Genomic DNA, 19,165 nt, shown 5'->3' with positions numbered 1-19,165 from the left:
TCAGCCGCCGAGCTCCGCCCGTGCCGCCACGAAGGCGTCCACCGCGCGGTTGACGTCGTCGGTGGAGTGCGCCGCGGACAGCTGGACGCGGATGCGGGCCTGTCCCTGCGGGACGACCGGGTAGGAGAAGCCGATCACGTACACCCCGCGCTCCAGCAGCAGCTCCGCCATGCGTCCCGCGCGGGACGCGTCGCCGATCATCACCGGGGCGATGGCGTGGTCGCCGGGGAGGATGTCGAATCCCTCCTCGGTCATCCGGCGGCGGAACAGGGCGGTGTTCTCCGCGAGCCGGACGCGCAGGTCGTCGGCCGACTCCAGCAGGTCCAGGACCTTCAGGGAGGCCGCCGCGATCACCGGGGCGAGGGTGTTGGAGAACAGATAGGGGCGGGAGCGCTGCCGGAGCAGGGCGACGATCTCCGCACGGGCGGCGACATACCCGCCGGAGGCGCCGCCGAGGGCCTTGCCGAGGGTGCCGGTGATGATGTCGACACGGTCCATGACGTCGTGCAACTCGGGCGTACCGCGTCCGCCGGGACCGACGAACCCGACGGCGTGCGAGTCGTCGACCATGACCATGGCGCCGTGCCGGTCGGCGAGGTCGCAGATCTCGTCCAGCGGGGCCACGTAGCCGTCCATGGAGAAGACGCCGTCGGTGACGACCAGCGTGCGGCGGGCGCCGCCCTCGGCGGCCTCCTTGAGCTGCCGCTCCAGGTCGGCCATGTCGCGGTTGGCGTAGCGGAAGCGGCGGGCCTTGGACAGCCGGATGCCGTCGATGATCGACGCGTGGTTCAGCGCGTCGGAGATCACCGCGTCCTCGGGGCCGAGCAGCGTCTCGAAGACACCGCCGTTGGCGTCGAAGCAGGAGGAGTAGAGGATCGTGTCCTCCTGGCCGAGGAACGCCGAGAGACGCGCCTCCAGCTCCTTGTGCACTTCCTGGGTGCCGCAGATGAAGCGGACGGACGCCATGCCGTAGCCCCAGCGGTCGAGGGCCTCGTGGGCGGCCGTGATCACTTCGGGGTGGTCGGCGAGACCGAGGTAGTTGTTGGCGCAGAAGTTGAGCACCTCGCCGGGGCGGCCGCCGGCGGTGACGTTCACGGTGGCGGACTGCGGGGTGCCGATGACGCGCTCGGGCTTGTGCAGTCCGGCGGCGCGGATCTCGTCGAGGGTGGTGCGCAGGTCGTCGCGCACGGAGTCGAACATCGGGAAGCTCCTAGAGAGGCAGATGACTTACGCGGTCCAGTCGAGGATGACCTTGCCGCCCTTGCCCGCGGCCGCCTCCTCGAAGGCGGTCTCGAAGTCGCGGTAGGAGTAGCGGCCGGTGATCACCGGGGCGAGGTCCAGACCGCCCTCCAGCAGGACGGACATGGCGTACCAGGTCTCGAACATCTCACGGCCGTAGATGCCCTTGATGGTGATCATCGAGGTGACGATCCTCGACCAGTCGACCGGGAACTCCTCGGCCGGCAGGCCGAGCATGGCGATCCGGCCCCCGTGCGTCATGTTGTCGATCATGTCGCGCATGGCTTCGGGGCGGCCGGACATCTCCAGGCCGATGTCGAATCCCTCGCGCAGTCCGAGGGTGTGCTGCCCTTCGGCGATGGTCGACTCCGCCACGTTCAGCGCCAGGGTCGCGCCGATCTTGCGGGCGAGTTCCAGGCGCTCCTCGCTGACATCGGTGATCACGACGTTGCGCGCGCCGGCGTGCCGTGCCACGGCGGCGGCCATCAGCCCGATCGGGCCGGCTCCGGTGATCAGGACGTCCTCGCCGACCAGCGGGAAGGACAGGGCGGTGTGCACGGCGTTGCCGAACGGATCGAAGATCGCGGCGACGTCGAGGTCGACGGGGACCCGGTGCACCCAGACGTTCGTGGCGGGGAGCACGACGTACTCGGCGAAGGCGCCGTCGCGTCCGACGCCGAGGCCGACCGTGGCCCGGCACAGGTGGCGGCGTCCGGCCAGACAGTTGCGGCACTTGCCGCACACCAGGTGGCCCTCACCGCTGACCCGGTCACCGCTCTTGATGTCGGTGACGTCCGGGCCGGTCTCCACGACCTCGCCCACGAACTCGTGCCCGAGGACCAGCGGGGTGCTGATCGTCTGCCGGGCCCAGCCGTCCCAGGACCGGATGTGCAGGTCGGTGCCGCAGATACCGGTGCGCAGCACCCTGATCAGCACGTCGCCGGGTCCGACGGCGGGCTCCGGCACGTCCGCGAGCCACAGCCCGGGTTCCGCCTTCTCCTTGACCAGCGCCTTCAACGCTACGGCTCCTGAGGGTGAGTCCCGGATCCGGGGCATGCCGAACAGGCCCGGGTCCGGGAAGAGGGGTGGAATGCACTGCAATCTGCCGTACAACACCCTCACCGGTCCATCGAGGATTTCTTAAGCCCGGCCACAGCTTTGCTTCACGCCGTCACCCCATCGGCGGCACGGAAGCCCTCCCGCCCCGCCCCGGCGGCGGTCCGCGGCCCTCACAGCGGCAGCCCGTCGTCCTCCCGGCGCTCGAGGCGCAGGACGAGCTCCGCGGCCTGTGCCTTGATGGCGGCGAGCCCCGGCCGGCCCCAGGCCCGCGGCCGGACGTCGGTCACCGAGACGGTGCCCAGCACCATGCCGGTGCGGTCGACGAGCGGCGCGCCCAGGTAGGAGCGGATGCCGAACTCGTCGACCACCGGGTTGCCCGCGAACCTCGGATAGTCGCCCACGTCCTCCAGGACCAGCGCCCTGCGCCGGGCCACCACATGCGGGCAGAAGCCGTGATCGCGGGGCAGCACCCGGCCCAGCAGGGCGCCGCTGCCGTCGCCGCGGACCGCCGGCGCGACGGCCGGGGTGTGCAGTCCCGCGAAGAACTGCCCGGCCTCACCGAGGAAGTTGACCATGGCGTACGGCGCGCCGGTGAGCTCCGCGAGACCGTACGCGAACACGTCCAGCGCGGGCTCGGGATGGTCGCCCAGCCCCAGTGCGCGCAGCCTGCGGACGCGCGCCGGGGCCTCCTTGTCCTCGGGGGTGAGCAGCAGACGACCGGCCGGACGGGGCGGGTCGTAGCTCATGGGCGGGCTCCCGGATGGTGGGCGAAGATCATGAACGGGCTCCGAGGTGTGCGGGGATCACATGTGGGCGCCGTACTCCGTCGCGGCGGCCGGGGCGTGGACGAGGAGGTGGCGGACGAGGGTCAGCAGGGTCTGGACACCGGAGGAGGAGATCCGGGCGTCGCAGCACACCACGGGGACCTCCGCGGGGAGGTCGAGTGCGGCACGCACCTCTCCGGGGTCGTAGCGGAAGCCTCCGTCGAACTCGTTGACGGCGACGATGAATCCGAGGCCGCGCTGCTCGAAGAAGTCGACCGCCGCGAAGCACTCCTCCAGGCGCCGGGTGTCCGCGAGGACGACCGCGCCGAGCGCGCCCTCGCAGAGTTCGTCCCACATGAACCAGAACCGTTCCTGGCCGGGCGTGCCGAAGAGGTACAGCACATGCTCCGCGTCGAGGGTGATGCGGCCGAAGTCCATGGCGACGGTCGTCTCGACCTTGTTCTCGATGCCGTCGAGGTTGTCGGTGGCGGCGCTGACCGTGGTGAGCAGTTCCTCGGTGCTGAGCGGTGCGATCTCGCTGACCGCGCCGACGAAGGTCGTCTTGCCCACACCGAAGCCGCCCGCCACCAGGATCTTGAGCGCGGTGGGGAACGGTTCTTCACCGCGGTCCGCGCCGCCGAACCGGTCAGAGCTGTCGTCGTAGTCCATCGAGCACTGCCTCCAGAAGGGCCCGGTCCGTCAGGTTGTGGTGGAACTCGGGTGGTTTGTCGGTCAGCGCCCCGCAGTCGACGAGGTCCGCCAGCAGCACCTTGGTGACGGCCACCGGCAGCCTGAGATGGGCGGAGACCTCGGCGACCGGGACCGGCGCCCGGCACAGGTCGAGGGCCAGCGCGTGCTCGGGGCCGAGGTAGCCGAGAGGGGTGGCGCCGGTGGCTCTCACCTGCGACAGCAGATCGAGCGCGACGGTGGGGCGGGTACGGCCGTTGCTGACCGTGAAGGGGCGCACCAGCCGGCCGGCCGCGTCGTCGAGCCACGGCCCGTCACCGGCCGCCGTCACGCTCAAGGCCTCATCGCCGGGGGTTGGCCGCCCGGCTGCCGGGGTGCGGTCATCAGATACGGCCGGACGGATTTGACCAGCATCGCCATCTCGTAGCCGAGCACCGCCGCGTCGGCCTCCCGGCCGGCCATCACGGCGAGGCAGGTGCCGGAGCCGGCGGTGGTGACGAACAGCAGCGTCGAGTCGAGCTCGACGACGACCTGGCGGACGTCCCCGCCGTCACCGAAGCGGACACCGGCACTGCGGCCGAGGGAGTACAGGCCGGAGGCCAGGGCGGCCATGTGGTCGGCGCTGTCCGGGTCGAGTCCGTGCACGGACTTCACCAGTCCGTCACAGGACAGCAGTACGGCACTGTGCGTATGCGGTACGCGTTGCACGAGGCCGCTCATCAGCCAGTCGAGGTCGGATACCTGGGCGGTCGGCGCGTCGCTCGCCATGGTGGATCGACTCCTTGGGGTACGAAGATCTGCGGGAGCGCTGGGGGTGGGCTGGGGGGCGGTCATCCGGCGGGCGCGCTCCCGTCCTGCCGGGCGGTGTGGTCGGTGCGGGGTGCGGCCACGGGCGTCCGCCGGCCGGCGGGCGGTTCCTGCTGGGACTCCGCGAGACCGATACCGCGCCGGAAGGCCGCCATCAGGCCGGGGTCGTGGGCGGCGACGTCCTCGGTGTCCTGGCGGGGTGCGGGGCCGTCGCGGAGCTGGGGGGCGATGTGCTCCTGGGCGCGCCGGCGGGGCAGATGGGGTCTGCCCATGGTGCCGCGCACCGTGGTGCCCCGGGGGGTGAGGGGGGCGGTCCCGTGGTCGGTGAGTGCGTCCCGGTCGCCGAGGTGGGCGCCGGGGACGGCCGCTGCCGGGGTGGGGCGCGCCGCACGGGCACCGCGCAGGGGCAGCGGCGGGGCGACCGTGCCGGCACCGTCGGAAGGGGCCGGGGTACGGGGGCCGGGCTGGAGCGCGGCCGGGGCGAACGGCTCCGCGGCGGGCCGCCCGGCGCCGTCGTCGTACGGGGTGGCCGGGGCCGTCTCCTCCACGGGGGCGGGCACGGCGGCCATGTGACGGGCCGTCGGGACGGGACCGGTGCCGCCGTCCCCCGGCCGCGCTGTCGCTGCCGCGCCCGCGTCCTGTCCCCCGGCCAGGGCACCGGGCTCGGTGCCGAGCAGTGCCTGGGGCACGACGAGTACGGCCTGGACCCCGCCGTAGATGTTGGCCTGGAGCCGCACATGGATGCCGTGGCGCTTGGCGAGCTGGGAGACCACGAACAGTCCGATGCGGCCGTCGGCCAGCAGACTGGCGACATGCACCTGGTCGGGGTCGGTGAGCAGCGCGTTCATCCGGTCCTGTTCGGTGCCGGGCATCCCGAGCCCGCGGTCCTCGACCTCGACGGCGAGCCCCGAGGTGACGAGACTGGCCCGCAGCAGCACCTGGGTGTGCGGGGCGGAGAACAGCGTGGCGTTCTCGACGAGTTCGGCGAGCAGGTGGATGACGTCGGCGACGGCGTGCCCCCGCAGTGTGCCGTCGATCGGGGGGACCAGCTTCACCCGCGAGTACTGCTCGACCTCGGCGATCGCCGAACGCAGCACCTCCGTCATGGAGACCGGACGGCTCCACTGCCGCCGGGACACGGCCCCGCCGAGCACGGCGAGGTTCTCGGCGTGGCGGCGGATGCGGGTGGCGAGGTGGTCGACGTGGAAGAGGCCCTTGAGCAGATCGGGGTCCTCCATCTCGTTCTCCAGCTCGTCGAGGATGGAGATCTCGCGGTGCACCAGGGACTGCAGACGCCGCGCGAGGTTGACGAACACCTCGAGCTTCTGTTCGCTGCCCGCCTGGCTGGAGAGCCGGGACGCCTGCACGACGGCGGTGACGGCTCCGTCGTGCGCACGGGTGAGGTCGGCGGCGAGGAGGTCGAACTCGTCGGTGTCCTCGGGTGGCTGCGCACGACGGGCCGGTGGGGGCGGGGCCTCGCCGTGGCGCAGCGCCTCGACGAGGGCGCGCAGATCGGCCTCGCGCCGGGCGGTGGCACGGCGCAGGGTACCGATCCGGTCGGCCACGGTGCGGGCGGCGCGGTCGGCGGCCACGGCGGCGATGACGATGCCGGCGCAGGTCACCGAGGTGGCGCCGCCGAGCACGGCCCACAGGGTGGTGCCCGGCCGGACTCCGGTGGAGCGGACGGTGAAGAGCACGGCGGCGCAGGCGCTGAGCGCCACCGCGACCGGCGGCAGCACCGCGAGGCGCAGCAACTGGTGCCGTATGTGCGTCTCGGGCAGCGCGGGAGCGGACCGCACGGGGGGCCGGCCGTGCCGTCCGCCCTCGCGCCGGTCCGGCCGGGCGGCCGGACCGGTCCTGCGGGCCCGGGAACTTCCGGGGCCCGGGGCCCCACGGTCCTGGTCGCCGCGCTTATGGTCGCGCCGGTTCTGATCGCCCCGGTTCTGATCGCCCCGGTTCTGGTCGCCCCGGTTCTGGTCGCCCCGGTTCTGGTCGCCCCGGTTCTGGTCGCCCCGGTTCTGGCCGCCCCGGTTCTGGCCGCCGCGGGCCACGAGCGTGCCGCCGAGGGGCACCGGTGGGTGGACGGTCCCGCGCCCTCCATCCGGCTCCGGCGCGCCGGCCGGGCCCGGGACGCCGGCTGCCGGGCCCGGGTGCGGGTGTCCCTCGCCCCGTCGACTCCCTCGTCCGCCTTGTGGCTGCACGTACCGGTCCCCGCTCCCTGATCCCGACTCGTCGACGCGGCCTCTCGACATGAACGCGCCCTGCGGTGTGAGCCGTCACGCCTCTCGACCGACACTCACCGTAGTCGCCACCGCATCATGTGCGGTGGGCAGTTGACAAACTCGTGCGGGCAGCATCGCGCTCTGGTATGACGCGTCGTACGACAGACCGATAACCGTTCAGCACAACGGGTCGGGAATGAACAGTGGACGATCGATGCTGGTCACAAGTGGTCATGACGAGTCCGCGAGGACGAGCGGACCCGCGGCACACCCCCACGCCGACCCGCCGCCCCGCCGCCGGGGGCCGACGGGCCGAGGCCTCCCTGGCCGCCGTCGGCACCCTCATCACTCCGGCCAGAACATTACTCTGCGTAGATAAATATCCGGGAGGCCGGCGGGATGCCACCGCGCACGGTGTTCAGTCAGTGGTCGCCGCTGGTCCGCATGGTGGGACCACAAGCGAGTTCTCCGCAGGCCAGGAGGGCGGTGGCCCTGCCGCTCGGCGGGGTCGGCCTGCGGCTGGCGCGGCGCGGCGGCGGGTTCCGCCCGGTGAAGGCAGCCGGAGCATGACGCCGCTGTCCGCGGACCGCCGCCGGAGCACCGCGGCCGGCCGGGCACCGGGCGCGGGCTCGCCACGTCCGTCACCGTGCGCCCCCGACGCCGCGCCCGGCTTTCGATGGACGAGCTGGTGGTACGGGCGGCCCTGGAGGACGAGCCACGGCACATCCGCCATGCCGCCATGGTCGATCCGGCGATGTCGTCCACCCTGCGCGTCGAGCAGATCTGGCAACTGTGCGACGAGATGGTCCTGGCCCACGCCGAACAGCTCCAGCCGGGCCTGCGCACCACGCTCGGCACCTGAGCGCGGCAGGGGGCCGCCGGCAGCTCCGGCGGCCGCCGGTCCCGGCGTCGTCCTGGCCGGCCTGCGGGTGCGGGAACGCCTTGGTCCCGGCCCGGCCAAGCTCGACCCGGCCCGCCGGATGGGAGAACAGGCTGCCGCCGACGCTCATCGCGACATGGACCGTGTAGGTGCCCGCCGGGACCTCGGAGAGGTCGACGCCCGTCGGCTCCAGTGAGGTGAAGAACCCGTATCCGTACGAGCCGAAGTCGCCCGGGCTCACGTGAGGGCGCACCTTCTCGGTCCGCTGTACGGGCTGCAGGTCGAAGGTGTGAGCGCCGTCCGGGCCCTGCAGTGTCAGGTAGTACTTGGCGTGGTTCTTGGTGTCCGCGTTACGGCCGGGGAGGAAGAAGACGCCGTACACCCGCAGATGGTGATCGTTCATGACGAACCGCTTCACCGAGAAGATGGAGCCGCCGGGACCACCGTCCACGAGGCTGCGCTTGATCACCGGGACGCGCTTCTTGTCGCCCTTGAGGACGACCTCGAAGCCATCGGAGGCGCCTCGGCGGTCGATCGCGTTGAAGGTGACGAGGGGGACCTCCGGTCGATGTCCTCGCTGTCGCTCGTCACCCGGGCGAACGCGTCGTACACCCCTTCGGGCAGGGAGTCGAACAGTTCCTTCGCGTCGCAGGCGAAGCCGCCGTCCGCGTAGGAGACGAAGTGCTTCTCGAAGTACTTGAGGTAGAGCTGGTCCACCGGCACGGTGTCGGCGTCTGCCACCCAGGCCTCACCGTCGCGCACCAGGACGAGCTGCTTGGTCTCGCGCGGCCCGTCGTTCCCGGACTCCTCCGGGGCGGCGGCGCCGGGCAGGAAGGCGTGACCCGTCAGCCGGGCCACCTCGCTGGTGAGGTTGACGCCGGTCAGGACAGCCGCCGCGGTGTCCCGCGTGCGGAGCTCCGCCAGATACGCGGACGCGGCGGGCTCGTCCACGTCGTTGGAGCCGACCTGGACCTCGCCCCATCGCGGAGTGGTGCCCTCGGTCAGCGCGTAGATGATGCTCAGGATCATGGAAAGGCCCTGCCGCATCACCTCCTCATGCTTGACGAACGCGGGGGACTGCACCGTGGCCCGCACCCCGCTGCTGCAGTGCCGCGTGCGGTGGCAGCCGCGCACCCTGGTGGTCTGGGACAACCGCAGCGTGCAGCACCACGCCGTGTGGGACTACTTCCCCCTCACGCGGCTCGGCCGCCGCATCGCCGTCGAGGGCACCCCCTGCACCGCTGATCCGTTCCGCGCACATCAACGATCCCCTGGGGACAGGAGGGCGGTACCGCATGACTTCCACGACCGACGGCGCGGCGGAGTTCCTGACCGCGCTGAGGTCACCGGACGCCGAGCCCAGGTCCGGGTCCGGGTCCGGGTCCGGGTCCGGGTCCGGGTCCGGGTCCGGGTCCGGGTCCGGGTCCGGGTCCGGGTCCGGGTCCGGGTCCGGCCCGGCACCTCCCGTAGGGCTGTGGCCTGTGGCGACCGCCCTCCACGACGAGTTGCCGGCCGACGCCCGCGACGGCTGGGCCCTTCGTCTCTACGCGCTGCTCAAGGAGCGGTACGAGGAGGACACCGTCTCCGGTCCGTCCGTGGGCTCCGGCCTGTCGGTGGTCCACGACTGGCACCGCCACACGGTCCTGCCCCTCGTCGCCGAGACGGTGCCCGGCGCGGAGGCGGTGCCGTTCTCCGCACTCGCCCGTCTGCATACCGGGGCGGCCGCGGGGCGTCCGGCCGCCCCGGACATGTGGCGGACCGCGCTGCATCCGGTCCTGCTCCACCTCCACGCCGCCGCGTACGACCGGACGGCCGTCTACGCGGAGGGCCACGCGGGGGCCTGCGACCATGCGCTGTCCCAGGGCCGGTCCCCGGCCGAGGCCGACGCCTACGGCCACGAGTACGCCGAGCTGAGCTGCACCGCCAACGCGCGCGCCTTCGCCGAGGCGCACGCGCTGGCCCTGAGCGACGCGCTGGCGCTCGCGTACGCCGCCGACGACCCCGGGGCCTACGCGGACACCTTCCCCGGTTCCCACGTACGGGCGGTGGTCCGTGCCTGTGAACAGGCCGGGCCGCACGCACCGGCCGCCGGGAACCCGGCCACGCGCCTGTCCGAGGGGTTCCTCACGGCGCTGGCCGGCGCGCGACCGCCCCGGAGCCGGTGATCGCGCGGTCGCCGAGGCCCTGAAGTCGTCGGCGGGGGGCGGGCTGCGCGCCTCGCGCTGCCGCAGGGCGTGGGCCGGCGCCCCCGGGGGCCACGCAGCCCGAAGCGCTCGCGGCAAGCGGGCACCGGGGCCGATGTCGGCCACCACCTCCACCGCCCTCGGGGCCTGGTCGACCCGCCGCCCGCGGCGTCAGCGAGCAGCACGGGGCATCCGCCACCAAGCGTACGGCCGTCTCTTCTCGAGTGACGCCCGGCAGATGGACCCGACACCTGCGGGCATCCAGGTCCGCACGCACTGCGACCCGAGACGCGTGATGCTGCCACGTGGCGGGGCAGGTCCGGACGTGCGAGGTTGAAACAACTGCCGCGGGCCCGGCTTCACGCCCTCGATGCTCGCTCACGATCGTTCGACCTGGAGTACGGACATGAAATTCGGGATCACCGTGACGCTCGACGCCTCGTTCACGGAAACGGTGGAGCGGGTGCGCGAGGCGCCGGCCGGGCAGGGCTTCGGCGTCCTGACGGGGATCGATGCGCGGGCCACGATGAGGAACTGACACCGGAAGCCGGTACCGGGCGTGAACCGCCGCACCCTCACCCATTCACCTGCACTCGCACCCGTACCCGCACCCGCACCCGCACCCGCACCACCCCGACGCATACCCCCATTGGCTGCATGCGAAGGGCGGGGTCCCCCCAGGAGCACCACTGTGAAGTTCCTCCGCAAGACCACCACGCCCGGAACCTCCTCCGTTTCAGCCGGTACCGCGAGGCCGGGACCGCTCGGGCGCCTCGGCGTCTGGTCGGTACGGCACTTCAAGACCGTGCTGGTCGGGTGGCTGGTGATCGTCGGTGTGCTGGGCGCCTTCGCCCCGCAGGTCAACAGCGCCCTGTCGGGGGCCGGATGGCAGGCCGACGGCTCGGACTCGGTCAAGGTCCGCGAGATCGCCGAGGAGCACTTCGATGGCAACGCCTCCTCCGCGCTGCAGATCGTGATCAGCGCCGACCAGCCCGTCACCGACCCGGACGTCCGAGTCGTCATCGACCGGGCGAGCGACCTGGCGGCGGCGGACTCACGGATCTCCACGGTGATTCCGCCACAGCCGGGCGCCACGATCAGCGCGGACGGCCGCACCGCCATCGTCCTGGCCGGGGCGGGCGCGGATCCGAACGAGATGGTGCGGGCCGCCGACGACCTCAAGGAACCGCTTCATGAGCTGTCGGGCGACGGAATCGAGGTGAACGCGACCGGCGCGTCGGTGCTGTGGAGCGACTTCAACAAGGCCAACCACGACGCGATGCTGAAGTCGGAGCTGCTGTCCTGGCCGGTCACCCTGGCCATCCTCGTCCTCGCCTTCGGCTCCCTCGTGGCCGCCGGACTGCCGCTCCTCCTCACCCTCGCCGGGCTGGCCGCGTCGGCCGGGTCCCTGGTGCTGATCAGCCATCTGGTCCCGGTGTCGATCTGGGCCATGAACTTCGCGATGATGTTCGCGCTCGCCCTCGGCATCGACTACGCCCTGTTCCTCGTGGTCCGCTTCCGCGGCGCCCGCGTCGGGCGCTCCCTGAGCATGCGCGAGGCGGTCGCCGAGACCATGGACACCGCCGGCAAGGCCGTCCTGCTCTCCGGTGCGACGGTCCTGGTCAGCCTCTCCGCCGTCATGCTCGTGCCGTCCCCGGCGTTCCGCTCCATGGCCGGCGGCATCATGCTCGCCGTCGCGTTCATCCTGGCCGCCACCCTCACCCTGCTGCCGGCCGTCCTCGGCAAGCTCGGCCACCGGATCGACGCTCTCGGCCTGCCCTGGGCGCACTCCGGTGAGCACCGCTCCCCGCGTTTCGCCGCCTGGGGCGAACGCCTGTGGAAGCACCCCTTCAGGTACGGGGCGCTCGCACTGGTGGCCCTGCTGGCCCTGGCGGCGCCGGTCATCGGGCTGCGGACCGCCATGCCCTCGATCACCGTCCTCCCCTCCGACGCCAGCGCCCGCGCCGGCTACACCGTCGTCCAGGACGCCTTCGGCGACGGCGCCCCCGGGACCCTGCAGATCATCACCGCGACCGACAGCGCCGCCACCGTCACCGAACAGGTCAAGGCCACCGACGGCATCGCCGGGGTGATGCCGGCCCAACAGGCCGCCGACGGCTCCGGCTGGTCGATGATCCAGGCCGTACCCACGGTCGGCCCCTCCGATCCCGACCTGGGCACCACCGTGGACGCGCTGCGCGCCGAACTGCCCGACGACACCTTCGTCGGCGGTGCGGCCGTGGAGAACCTCGACCTGCAGCACCTCCTCAGCGACAAGACCCCGCTGGTCATCGGCGTGGTCCTGGCCCTCGGATTCGTCCTGCTGCTCATCGCCCTGCAGGCCCCGCTGATCTCCCTCCTCGGCACCGTCGCCAGCCTGTTGTCCACCGGCGCCGCCTTCGGCGTGGCCCGCCTGATCTTCCAGGACGGCCATGGCGCGGACCTGCTCGGCTTCACCTCGCAGGGGTTCCTCGACGGCTGGGCCCCGGTGTTCTTCTTCGCGATGATCTTCGCCATCGCCATGGACTACACCGTCTTCCTGCTGGCCTCCGCCAAGGAGCACTACGAACGAAGCGGCGACCCCAGGGAAGCCATGACCGGCGCCCTCGCCCACTCCGGCCGGGTGATCTTCGCCGCGGCCGGCGTCATGGTCGCCGTGTTCTTCACCTTCGCCCTGTCCGGCCCGCTGCCGCCCAAGGAGATGGGTATCGTCCTCGGCGTCGCCGTCCTCCTGGACGCCGCCCTGGTCCGCCTCGTCCTGCTCCCGGTGCTGCTGCGCCTGTCCGGACACGCCGCCTGGTACACGCCGGCATGGCTGCGCCGCGTCCTGCCGAACATCACCTTCTCGCATGACTGACCCCACCCGGACTCCCCTCCCCGGCGGCGCTCGTCGCGTCGCTGGTTCTGATCGATGCGTTCGGATGGTTGCTCGCGGCCTGCCCGGGCTCCGTCCGGGCCCGGGCGCGGCTGCCGTTGCGAGAAGGGCTCGCGCCCGGGGCCCGTCAGCGTCCGTCCACGGGCTTCAGGGGTGAGGTCACCTGCCTCGTCCGGTGGTGCGGTGCCGACCGCGCTGGGGCAGCCCGGCGGCGGCCCAGGCCGTCATGCCGCCCCTGACATCGACGACATCGGCACCCCGTGCGGCGAGGACCTTCGCGGCGCGGCGGGAGCGGTTCCCGGAGCGGCAGATGGTGATGAGCGGGCGGCCGGCCGCCTTCCGGGGCAGTGGTGTGTCCGGCGTGAGCCGGGAGAGCGGGAGATGCACGGCGTCACCGGCGTGCCCCGCGTCCCACTCGGGCCTCTCCCGCACGTCTATGAGTACGGCCTCGCCCGCGCTGACACGGCGGTGGGCTTCGGCGGCGGTGATGCGGGCGGGGCCGCGGCGGAAGAGGAACATGTCGTGGTTCTCCTGTCTGTTGCCTGTTGTGCGCTGCGTGCTGTGAGTGCGTGTCGTGTGTGCAGTGCCCCGGTATCCGCGGGGGCGGCGGAGGTGCGCCGTGGCGAGGCGCGGGCCCCGGCGACGTTCAAACCGTGGCGCTCGGATCTCCGGCGGAACATCACGCCCGGGAGCGGATCCGTACGACGGTCGACCACGCCACGCGAGGGTGCGCTGAAATCAAGGGCTGGACCTCGCCGCACAGGGCGGAAGCGCGGGGATCCCATGGCGGCCGCGTCGCGCGGCGGCCGATCCGCGGGCCGCGCGGGAAGCCCCGGTCACCCGGGCGCCCCGGTCACCGCGTGCGCTCGGCGAGCTGCCGGCGCACCTCGCCCATGTCCGTCTCACGGACCTTCGTGATCAGCTCCTCCAGCGCCGCCTCGGGGAGAGCGCCCGCCCGGGCATGCAGGACGACGCCGTCGCGCACCGCCATCAGGGTGGGGATCGAGGAGATCGCGAACGCGGCCGCCAGTTCCTCCTCGGCCTGCGTGTCCACCTTGCCGAACACGATGTCCGGGTGACGCTCGGAGACCCGCTCGAAGACCGGGCCGAACATCCGGCACGGGCCGCACCACTCAGCCCAGAAGTCGAGCAGCACGATGCCGCCGTCCCGGATGGTCGCGTCGAAGGTGTCGCGGGTCAGTTCCACTGTGGCCATGCTCATCTCCAGGAATCGACAATACCCCTACGGGTATAGGAACAGCGGCGAGGGCTCCTTGGTTCCCGCACGTCCTGCGCTTCACGAGGCCGCCGACGCGACCGGCACCCGGCCGAGGATATACCCGTAGGGGTATTTGACAGCCGAGCTCAGGGCGCTCTACCTTCCTCACCAATATACCCACCGGGGTATTGAGAGGCGGGTGCGCCCGACCGCACGCGCGTACCGCGCGGATCACGCACCCGGCGGGGGATTCCAGCGCGCTCGCTCCGTCCCGACGGGCACGCGACCGGGCCCCACCCGCCGGACGCGCCCCCAGGGAATGGACGCCGGCTTCGCGGCAGGCGGCACCCGAGCGAGGGGCGCGTGGATCACAGGCCGACCGCGGACCTCCCCCGGCACCGCATGCCGCCCTACCGGTGAGCCGCCGCACGACACCTCCGGCCGTATACCCCTCGGGGTATTTGACAAGGGGCGCACCCGCCTCTTACCGTCGACGGCGTAATACCCACGGGGGTATCTGGAGGTGGATTCACCGATGGCTCGCGAAGTGGGCCTTGAGTTCTTCGCCGCCGCCCGCAGCATCGCCACCCGGCGGTCGACACGGCGGGAGCCGGAGGAGTACGGGGCCGGGCACGTGCCCGGTGCACGGCCCGCTCCACCGGCCGCGGCGCCGCCGCACCTGCCGAAGAGGCGGGAAGTGATCCGCGCTCGCGGCAAACTCCGCCGGCGGGCCGCGGACCGGCTCACCGAAGCCGGACTGGACGCCCTTTCCGTCACCGGCGACACCCGGGGCCGGGCCGGCGCCGGCCGCCCGGTCGCGACCGGGCCCACCTCCGGGTCGGCCTGACCCTCCCCTCGCATCCGCCCGCCCCATAGGGGCATCTTTCGACCTCTTGAATACCCCCACCGGTATCCAAGTCACGTTATGGAGGCTCTTCGATGTTCTTCAGCCAGTACTACCTCGACTGCCTCTCCCAGGCGTCCTACATGATCGCCGACGAGACCACCGGTCAGGCCGTGGTCGTGGACCCCCGTCGGGACATATCCGAGTACGTCGCCGAGGCCGAGGCCCGCGGTTTCACCATCGTCGGCGTGATCAACACGCACTTCCACGCGGACTTCATCGCCGGCCACCTGGAGATGGCCGCCCACACCGGCGCCTGGATCGGCTACGGCCGCCGTGCCGAGACGGAGTACCCGATCCGCAAGCTGGCCGACGGGGAGATCATCAGCCTCGGCGACGTGACCCTGGAGATCATGGAGACGCCCGGTCACACCCCGGAGTCGATCAGCGTGCTGGTCTACGAGCGGGGCGAGGACACCGTCCCGTACGGCGTACTCACCGGCGACGCCCTCTTCATCGGAGACGTCGGCCGCCCGGACCTGCTCGCCTCCATCGGCGTGACCGCCGACGAGCTCGGCGCCATGCTCTACGACAGCGTCCAGAACAAGCTGATGGGCCTGCCGGACGAGGTCCGGGTCTTCCCCGCGCACGGCGCCGGGTCCGCCTGCGGCAAGAACCTCTCGACGGAGAAGCAGTCCACCATCGGCCAGCAGCGGACGACCAACTACGCCTGCGCGCCCATGACGCAGGAGGACTTCGTGGCGATCGTGACCGCCGGCCAGTCCGCCGCCCCCGGCTACTTCGTCTACGACGCGATCCTCAACCGCAGCGAGCGCCCGCTGTACGACCCGGCTGCCACCATCCGGCCCCTGAACGTCGGGGACTTCGGCAGCCTGCGTGCGGCCGGTGCGGTGGTCGTGGACGCCCGCGACCCGCAGGAGTTCGCCGCCGGACACCTGCGCGGCGCGGTGAACGTCCCGGCCGACGGCCGGTTCGCCGAGCAGGCCGGCACCGTCCTGCCCACCGACGCCGACCTCCTGGTCATCGCGCCCGAGAACCGCGAGGAGGAGATCGTCACCCGCCTGGCCCGGATCGGCTTCGACCGCGTGGCCGGATACCTGCGCTCCCCCGGTGACGCCCTGACCGCCCTGGCCGACGAGGTCACCCCGGCCAGCCGTCTGACCGCCGCCCAGGTCCGTGACGCCCTGGCGGGCGACAACCCGCCGGTCATCGTCGACGTCCGCAACTGCGGCGAGCGCGGCGAGCACGGCTTCATCGACGGAGCGCTGCACATCGCACTCGGCGAGCTGCCGCGCCGCCTGGACGAGATCCCCCGCGACCGGCCCCTGGTCCTGCACTGCGCGGGTGGCCACCGCTCCTCGATCGCCGCGAGCCTGCTGCGCCACCACGGCTTCACGGATGTCTCCGACATCCTCGGCGGCTACACCGCCTGGGCCCTGGCGAACACCCCCGCCACGGTCTGATCCGGCTGACGAAGGCCGCCAGCGCGTCCGCATCGGGGCCCTCGATGCCTCGACGGGCCCCGCACGGGCGCGCTGGTCCCTCCCTGCCCCGATATCCACACCTCCCCCGCATGTGCGTGCGGGGTCGCCTCACCACGACGGAGTTCTCATGACGACCGACGCCTCCCGCACCGCCGGCCTCACCCCCGCCGCCCTCCAGCACCTGATCAAGGACGACCGCGGTCCGCGCGTGCTCGACGTGCGGACCCCGGGCGAGTTCCGGACCGCCCATATACCCGGCTCCTACAACGTTCCGCTGGACACCCTGCGCGAACACCGCACCGAACTCCTCACCCACCTCGACGAGAACGTCGTCCTTGTCTGTCGCTCCGGCGCCCGCGCCGCTCAGGCCGAACAGGCCCTCGCCGAGGCCGGCCTGCCCAACCTGCGGGTCCTGGACGGCGGCATGATGGCCTGGGAGGCCTCCGGGGCTCCCGTCAACCGGGGCGAGGCCCGCTGGGAGCTGGAGCGCCAGGTCCGTCTGATCGCCGGTTCGATCGTGCTCATCACCGGCGTCGTGGGCGTGTTCGTGCCCGGAGCGCACCTGGTCGGCACCGCGGTCGGCGCCGGGCTGACCTTCGCCGCACTCAGCAACACCTGCGCGATGGGCATGATGCTGGCCAAGCTGCCCTACAACCGCGGCCCGCGCACCGACATCCGTACCGTCATCGCCTCCCTGCGGGACCGCTCGTGATCACCCTCGTCCTCGCGGCGTCCGTCCTGATCGGTGTCAGCCTGGGCATCCTGGGCGGCGGCGGATCCATCCTCACCGTGCCGATCCTGGTCTACCTGGCCGGAATGGACAGCAAAGAGGCCATCGCCACCTCGCTGTTCGTCGTCGGCGTCACCAGCCTGGTCGGGCTCGTCCCGCACGCCCGTGCGGGACGGGTACGGTGGCGCACCGGTCTGATCTTCGGCGCGGTCAGCATGGTCGGCGCCTACGGCGGCGGACGCCTCGCCGAGTACGTACCCGGCACCGTCCTCCTCATCGCCTTCGCGCTCATGATGCTCGCCACCGCCGCGGCCATGCTCCGCAAGTCCCGCAAGCCGAAGCCGGTCAAGCCCGCCCACACCGAGCTCCCCGTCAAGCTCGTCGTCGCCGAGGGACTCGTCGTCGGCGCGGTCACCGGTCTGGTCGGCTCCGGCGGTGGATTCCTCGTCGTCCCCGCCCTCGCCCTGCTCGGCGGACTGCCCATGAGCGTCGCCGTCGGAACCTCACTCCTGGTCATCGCCATGAAGTCGTTCTCCGGACTCGCCGGCCACCTCGCCGGCGTGACGATCGACTGGAACCTCGCACTGATGGTGACCGGCGCGGCCGTCGTCGGCAGCCTCATCGGCAGCCGCTTCGCCGGACGCATCCCCCAGGACACCCTGCGCAAGGCGTTCGGCTGGTTCGTCGTCGTCATGGGCGTCTTCGTCCTCAGCCAGCAACTGCCGGGCACCGTCTGGGCCAGCCCTCTGACCTGGATCGGCGCCGGAGTGACCGCGGCAGCGGCCGTGACCTGGGCCACCGTGCGGAGGCGACGCAGGCCACGGCCTCCCTTCATCGCACCCCAGGTAGGCTCCCGGGAACCACGCGTCCACACCTGAGCCCTATACCCCAAGGGGTATCCTGTTCGCAAGAGCCGGCACGAAGGAGGAACCCGGTGAAGGTAGAAGAAGAAGCGGCGACCGCGGTCCTCAACCGGCTGCGCCGCGCGCAGGGCCAACTCGCGGGCGTCATCGCCATGATCGAGGCCGGCCGTGACTGCGAGGACGTCGTCACCCAGCTCGCCGCCGTCTCCCGCGCCCTCGACCGGGCCGGCTTCAAGATCGTGGCCAGCGGAATGCGCCAGTGCCTCTCCGAACGGGAGGAAGGCGCACCTCCCATGACCGAGCAGCAACTCGAGAAGTTGTTCCTCACTCTGGCCTGACCCACGACCACGGCCCGTCGACGGTTCCCCGCCGGCGGGCCGAACCCTTTCCCGCCCGGTCCTCCCTGCCCCGCCGTCCCGCGCAGGACACGCGGTGCCGGCGCGTGACGCCTCGGGTGCGCCGGGATCCACGGGCCCGGGTCCCGCCGCGCCATCCCGCGCAGCGGGGGAATCTCATCCTGTCAGGAGCCCGAGGCCAGGCATCGTGTCACGCTTGCCCCTGCACGTAGAGTCCCGGATTCATGGCGTACTTGAAGATGTCGGACAGTTCATGGAAAAGATCGCTGGAGCCGTTGCCCACCCACCAGAAGCGTTCCGGTACGGCACCTTTCGTGTCGATCATGAAGATGCCCTGCGTGACATCCACATCGACCGAGACAGGCATCAACCTGACACTGTCCGGTAGTCCGACGTCGGCAGCCGTTTCCATGTCCTCGATCAGTTCACAGAATTCCTGAGCCCGTCGGAACTCACCCGTGGCCTCCCTCCAGTCCCGGCAGCCGAGGATCGGCATGTGGAAGCAGAAGTTCTCCATGCCGTCACTCTGCAACAGGAAACCGCGGTACTCAGGAGTGAGCTGGTGCCCCGAATGAATCTCCAGCGCGTGGATCTCCTCCCCTGTGGCCGGAGGATGCAGCTTGGGTGCGGGGGACATTGCCGGGTCGGTGTCCATCGCGTACTCGCGCATGCGACGTTCCACAAGTTCGCTGATCCAATCGAGCATTGGCCCTTCCTTCGCCACGACAGCCTGCGCGTCATCAGGGTCGGCTGATCTCACATATTCCGTAGGAGCCTCGGGATACCGATCCCGAAACCACGCTCCATGGTGTAGGTGTTCGGATCCCTGTGCACTCCCACGGCCCCGGCGTAGTGCCGTGATGTCCGCTTTCGTGCCGGTCGGTCAGATGCCGTAGGCGGCGAAGGCATCGTTGTGGCGGTGGAGGTCGCGG

At 71.8% G+C, this 19,165-nt stretch carries 20 protein-coding genes and 2 pseudogenes; 11 read left to right on the top strand and 11 right to left on the bottom strand.

Translation table 11 applies throughout. From position 1 onward, the window contains the following. The 7 genes from ACIF9R_RS29550 to ACIF9R_RS29520 all read right to left on the bottom strand — a co-directional run bounded on the left by ACIF9R_RS29550 (nucleotide 1) and on the right by ACIF9R_RS29520 (nucleotide 6,355). The gene (locus tag ACIF9R_RS29550) at nucleotides 1–1,200 is read right to left on the bottom strand and encodes a glycine C-acetyltransferase (protein ID WP_399985443.1); all 1,200 of its coding nucleotides are present in this window, start codon (nucleotides 1,198–1,200) and stop codon (nucleotides 1–3) included. A gap of 27 nt (nucleotides 1,201–1,227) precedes the next feature. Next, on the bottom strand, nucleotides 1,228–2,256 hold the full coding sequence (tdh, locus tag ACIF9R_RS29545; protein WP_399985442.1) for an L-threonine 3-dehydrogenase: 1,029 nt from the start codon (nucleotides 2,254–2,256) through the stop codon (nucleotides 1,228–1,230). Nucleotides 2,257–2,468: 212 nt separating this feature from the next. Continuing rightward, nucleotides 2,469–3,044: a GAF domain-containing protein gene (locus ACIF9R_RS29540; protein ID WP_399985441.1), complete on the bottom strand. Its 576-nt coding sequence runs from the start codon at nucleotides 3,042–3,044 to the stop codon at nucleotides 2,469–2,471. Between the two features lie 57 nt (nucleotides 3,045–3,101). Next, a complete protein-coding gene (locus tag ACIF9R_RS29535) occupies nucleotides 3,102–3,731 on the bottom strand; it encodes a GTP-binding protein (RefSeq protein ID WP_399985440.1) in 630 nt (209 codons plus the stop codon). After that, a complete protein-coding gene (locus ACIF9R_RS29530) occupies nucleotides 3,709–4,080 on the bottom strand; it encodes a DUF742 domain-containing protein (protein WP_399985528.1) in 372 nt (123 codons plus the stop codon). Before ACIF9R_RS29530 ends, ACIF9R_RS29535 begins: the two co-directional genes overlap by 23 nt. Nucleotides 4,081–4,082: 2 nt before the next feature. Next, entirely contained in the window at nucleotides 4,083–4,517 is a 435-nt protein-coding gene (locus tag ACIF9R_RS29525; protein ID WP_399985439.1) for a roadblock/LC7 domain-containing protein, read from the bottom strand. A 62-nt stretch (nucleotides 4,518–4,579) separates the two neighbouring features. After that, complete coding sequence (locus ACIF9R_RS29520) at nucleotides 4,580–6,355, bottom strand: sensor histidine kinase (RefSeq protein WP_399985438.1); 1,776 nt, start codon at nucleotides 6,353–6,355, stop codon at nucleotides 4,580–4,582. A 114-nt stretch (nucleotides 6,356–6,469) separates the two neighbouring features. On the opposite strand from ACIF9R_RS29520, the gene ACIF9R_RS29515 reads away from it, so the two are divergent. Continuing rightward, nucleotides 6,470–6,778 (top strand): hypothetical protein, encoded by a 309-nt coding sequence (locus ACIF9R_RS29515; RefSeq protein WP_399985437.1) that lies wholly within the window; start codon nucleotides 6,470–6,472, stop codon nucleotides 6,776–6,778. Between the two features lie 661 nt (nucleotides 6,779–7,439). Next, nucleotides 7,440–7,640, top strand: a pseudogene (locus ACIF9R_RS29510) (alpha-glucosidase/alpha-galactosidase); the annotation flags it as partial. A gap of 483 nt (nucleotides 7,641–8,123) precedes the next feature. On the opposite strand, the gene ACIF9R_RS29505 reads toward ACIF9R_RS29510, so the two are convergent. Continuing rightward, nucleotides 8,124–8,810: a hypothetical protein gene (locus ACIF9R_RS29505; protein WP_399985436.1), complete on the bottom strand. Its 687-nt coding sequence runs from the start codon at nucleotides 8,808–8,810 to the stop codon at nucleotides 8,124–8,126. Between ACIF9R_RS29505 and ACIF9R_RS29500 the strand changes: the two are divergent. The 4 genes and pseudogenes from ACIF9R_RS29500 to ACIF9R_RS29485 form a co-directional block, all read left to right on the top strand. Continuing rightward, a pseudogene (locus tag ACIF9R_RS29500) lies at nucleotides 8,743–8,889 on the top strand (TauD/TfdA family dioxygenase); the annotation flags it as partial. The gene ACIF9R_RS29505 and the pseudogene ACIF9R_RS29500 sit on opposite strands and share 68 nt — an antisense overlap. Before the next feature lie 250 nt (nucleotides 8,890–9,139). Then, a complete protein-coding gene (locus ACIF9R_RS29495) occupies nucleotides 9,140–9,823 on the top strand; it encodes a hypothetical protein (RefSeq protein WP_399985435.1) in 684 nt (227 codons plus the stop codon). Between the two features lie 424 nt (nucleotides 9,824–10,247). Further along, complete coding sequence (locus ACIF9R_RS29490; RefSeq protein ID WP_399985434.1) at nucleotides 10,248–10,379, top strand: hypothetical protein; 132 nt, start codon at nucleotides 10,248–10,250, stop codon at nucleotides 10,377–10,379. A gap of 153 nt (nucleotides 10,380–10,532) precedes the next feature. Then, on the top strand, nucleotides 10,533–12,698 hold the full coding sequence (locus tag ACIF9R_RS29485) for an MMPL family transporter (protein ID WP_399985433.1): 2,166 nt from the start codon (nucleotides 10,533–10,535) through the stop codon (nucleotides 12,696–12,698). Between the two features lie 177 nt (nucleotides 12,699–12,875). On the opposite strand, the gene ACIF9R_RS29480 is transcribed toward ACIF9R_RS29485, so the two are convergent. Together ACIF9R_RS29480 and trxA are read right to left on the bottom strand one after the other, a co-directional pair. Then, nucleotides 12,876–13,235 (bottom strand): rhodanese-like domain-containing protein, encoded by a 360-nt coding sequence (locus ACIF9R_RS29480; RefSeq protein ID WP_399985432.1) that lies wholly within the window; start codon nucleotides 13,233–13,235, stop codon nucleotides 12,876–12,878. Between the two features lie 334 nt (nucleotides 13,236–13,569). Beyond that, nucleotides 13,570–13,932 carry a thioredoxin gene (trxA, locus tag ACIF9R_RS29475; protein ID WP_399985431.1) on the bottom strand — a complete coding sequence of 121 codons (363 nt, stop codon included), beginning with the start codon at nucleotides 13,930–13,932 and terminating at the stop codon, nucleotides 13,570–13,572. Between the two features lie 538 nt (nucleotides 13,933–14,470). Between trxA and ACIF9R_RS29470 the strand changes: the two genes are divergently transcribed. The 5 genes from ACIF9R_RS29470 (at nucleotide 14,471) to ACIF9R_RS29450 (ending at nucleotide 18,215) form a co-directional block, all read left to right on the top strand. Next, a complete protein-coding gene (locus ACIF9R_RS29470) occupies nucleotides 14,471–14,782 on the top strand; it encodes a rhodanese-like domain-containing protein (protein WP_399985430.1) in 312 nt (103 codons plus the stop codon). 92 nt (nucleotides 14,783–14,874) lie between these two features. Next, nucleotides 14,875–16,263: a rhodanese-like domain-containing protein gene (locus tag ACIF9R_RS29465; protein WP_399985429.1), complete on the top strand. Its 1,389-nt coding sequence runs from the start codon at nucleotides 14,875–14,877 to the stop codon at nucleotides 16,261–16,263. 148 nt (nucleotides 16,264–16,411) lie between these two features. After that, nucleotides 16,412–16,996 carry a rhodanese-like domain-containing protein gene (locus ACIF9R_RS29460; RefSeq protein ID WP_399985428.1) on the top strand — a complete coding sequence of 195 codons (585 nt, stop codon included), beginning with the start codon at nucleotides 16,412–16,414 and terminating at the stop codon, nucleotides 16,994–16,996. Then, entirely contained in the window at nucleotides 16,993–17,892 is a 900-nt protein-coding gene (locus ACIF9R_RS29455; RefSeq protein WP_399985427.1) for a sulfite exporter TauE/SafE family protein, read from the top strand. Before ACIF9R_RS29460 ends, ACIF9R_RS29455 begins: the two co-directional genes overlap by 4 nt. A 56-nt stretch (nucleotides 17,893–17,948) precedes the next feature. Continuing rightward, complete coding sequence (locus tag ACIF9R_RS29450; protein ID WP_399985426.1) at nucleotides 17,949–18,215, top strand: metal-sensitive transcriptional regulator; 267 nt, start codon at nucleotides 17,949–17,951, stop codon at nucleotides 18,213–18,215. A 208-nt stretch (nucleotides 18,216–18,423) separates the two neighbouring features. On the opposite strand, the gene ACIF9R_RS29445 is transcribed toward ACIF9R_RS29450, so the two are convergent. After that, the gene (locus ACIF9R_RS29445) at nucleotides 18,424–18,939 is read right to left on the bottom strand and encodes a hypothetical protein (protein ID WP_399985425.1); all 516 of its coding nucleotides are present in this window, start codon (nucleotides 18,937–18,939) and stop codon (nucleotides 18,424–18,426) included. Between the last annotated feature and the right edge of the window lie 226 nt (nucleotides 18,940–19,165).

Origin of the sequence: Streptomyces sp. NPDC086080 (assembly GCF_044540255.1) — a bacterium.
In the GTDB taxonomy this organism is placed as follows: domain Bacteria; phylum Actinomycetota; class Actinomycetes; order Streptomycetales; family Streptomycetaceae; genus Streptomyces.
Note: the sequence above shows the minus strand (reverse complement) of the source record. Positions and strands in the feature narration are given on the sequence as shown.

Bases quoted from the DNA above. Each gene is read 5' to 3' on its own strand.
- ACIF9R_RS29550 (WP_399985443.1), bottom strand. From the start codon at position 1,200: ATGTTCGACTCCGTGCGCGACGACCTGCGCACCACCCTCGACGAGATC.
- ACIF9R_RS29540 (WP_399985441.1), bottom strand. From the start codon at position 3,044: ATGAGCTACGACCCGCCCCGTCCGGCCGGTCGTCTGCTGCTCACCCCC.
- ACIF9R_RS29535 (WP_399985440.1), bottom strand. From the start codon at position 3,731: ATGGACTACGACGACAGCTCTGACCGGTTCGGCGGCGCGGACCGCGGT.
- ACIF9R_RS29525 (WP_399985439.1), bottom strand. From the start codon at position 4,517: ATGGCGAGCGACGCGCCGACCGCCCAGGTATCCGACCTCGACTGGCTG.
- ACIF9R_RS29515 (WP_399985437.1), top strand. From the start codon at position 6,470: ATGGTCGCGCCGGTTCTGATCGCCCCGGTTCTGATCGCCCCGGTTCTG.
- ACIF9R_RS29490 (WP_399985434.1), top strand. From the start codon at position 10,248: ATGAAATTCGGGATCACCGTGACGCTCGACGCCTCGTTCACGGAAACG.
- ACIF9R_RS29480 (WP_399985432.1), bottom strand. From the start codon at position 13,235: ATGTTCCTCTTCCGCCGCGGCCCCGCCCGCATCACCGCCGCCGAAGCC.
- trxA (WP_399985431.1), bottom strand. From the start codon at position 13,932: ATGGCCACAGTGGAACTGACCCGCGACACCTTCGACGCGACCATCCGG.
- ACIF9R_RS29470 (WP_399985430.1), top strand. From the start codon at position 14,471: ATGGCTCGCGAAGTGGGCCTTGAGTTCTTCGCCGCCGCCCGCAGCATC.
- ACIF9R_RS29465 (WP_399985429.1), top strand. From the start codon at position 14,875: ATGTTCTTCAGCCAGTACTACCTCGACTGCCTCTCCCAGGCGTCCTAC.
- ACIF9R_RS29460 (WP_399985428.1), top strand. From the start codon at position 16,412: ATGACGACCGACGCCTCCCGCACCGCCGGCCTCACCCCCGCCGCCCTC.
- ACIF9R_RS29445 (WP_399985425.1), bottom strand. From the start codon at position 18,939: ATGCTCGATTGGATCAGCGAACTTGTGGAACGTCGCATGCGCGAGTAC.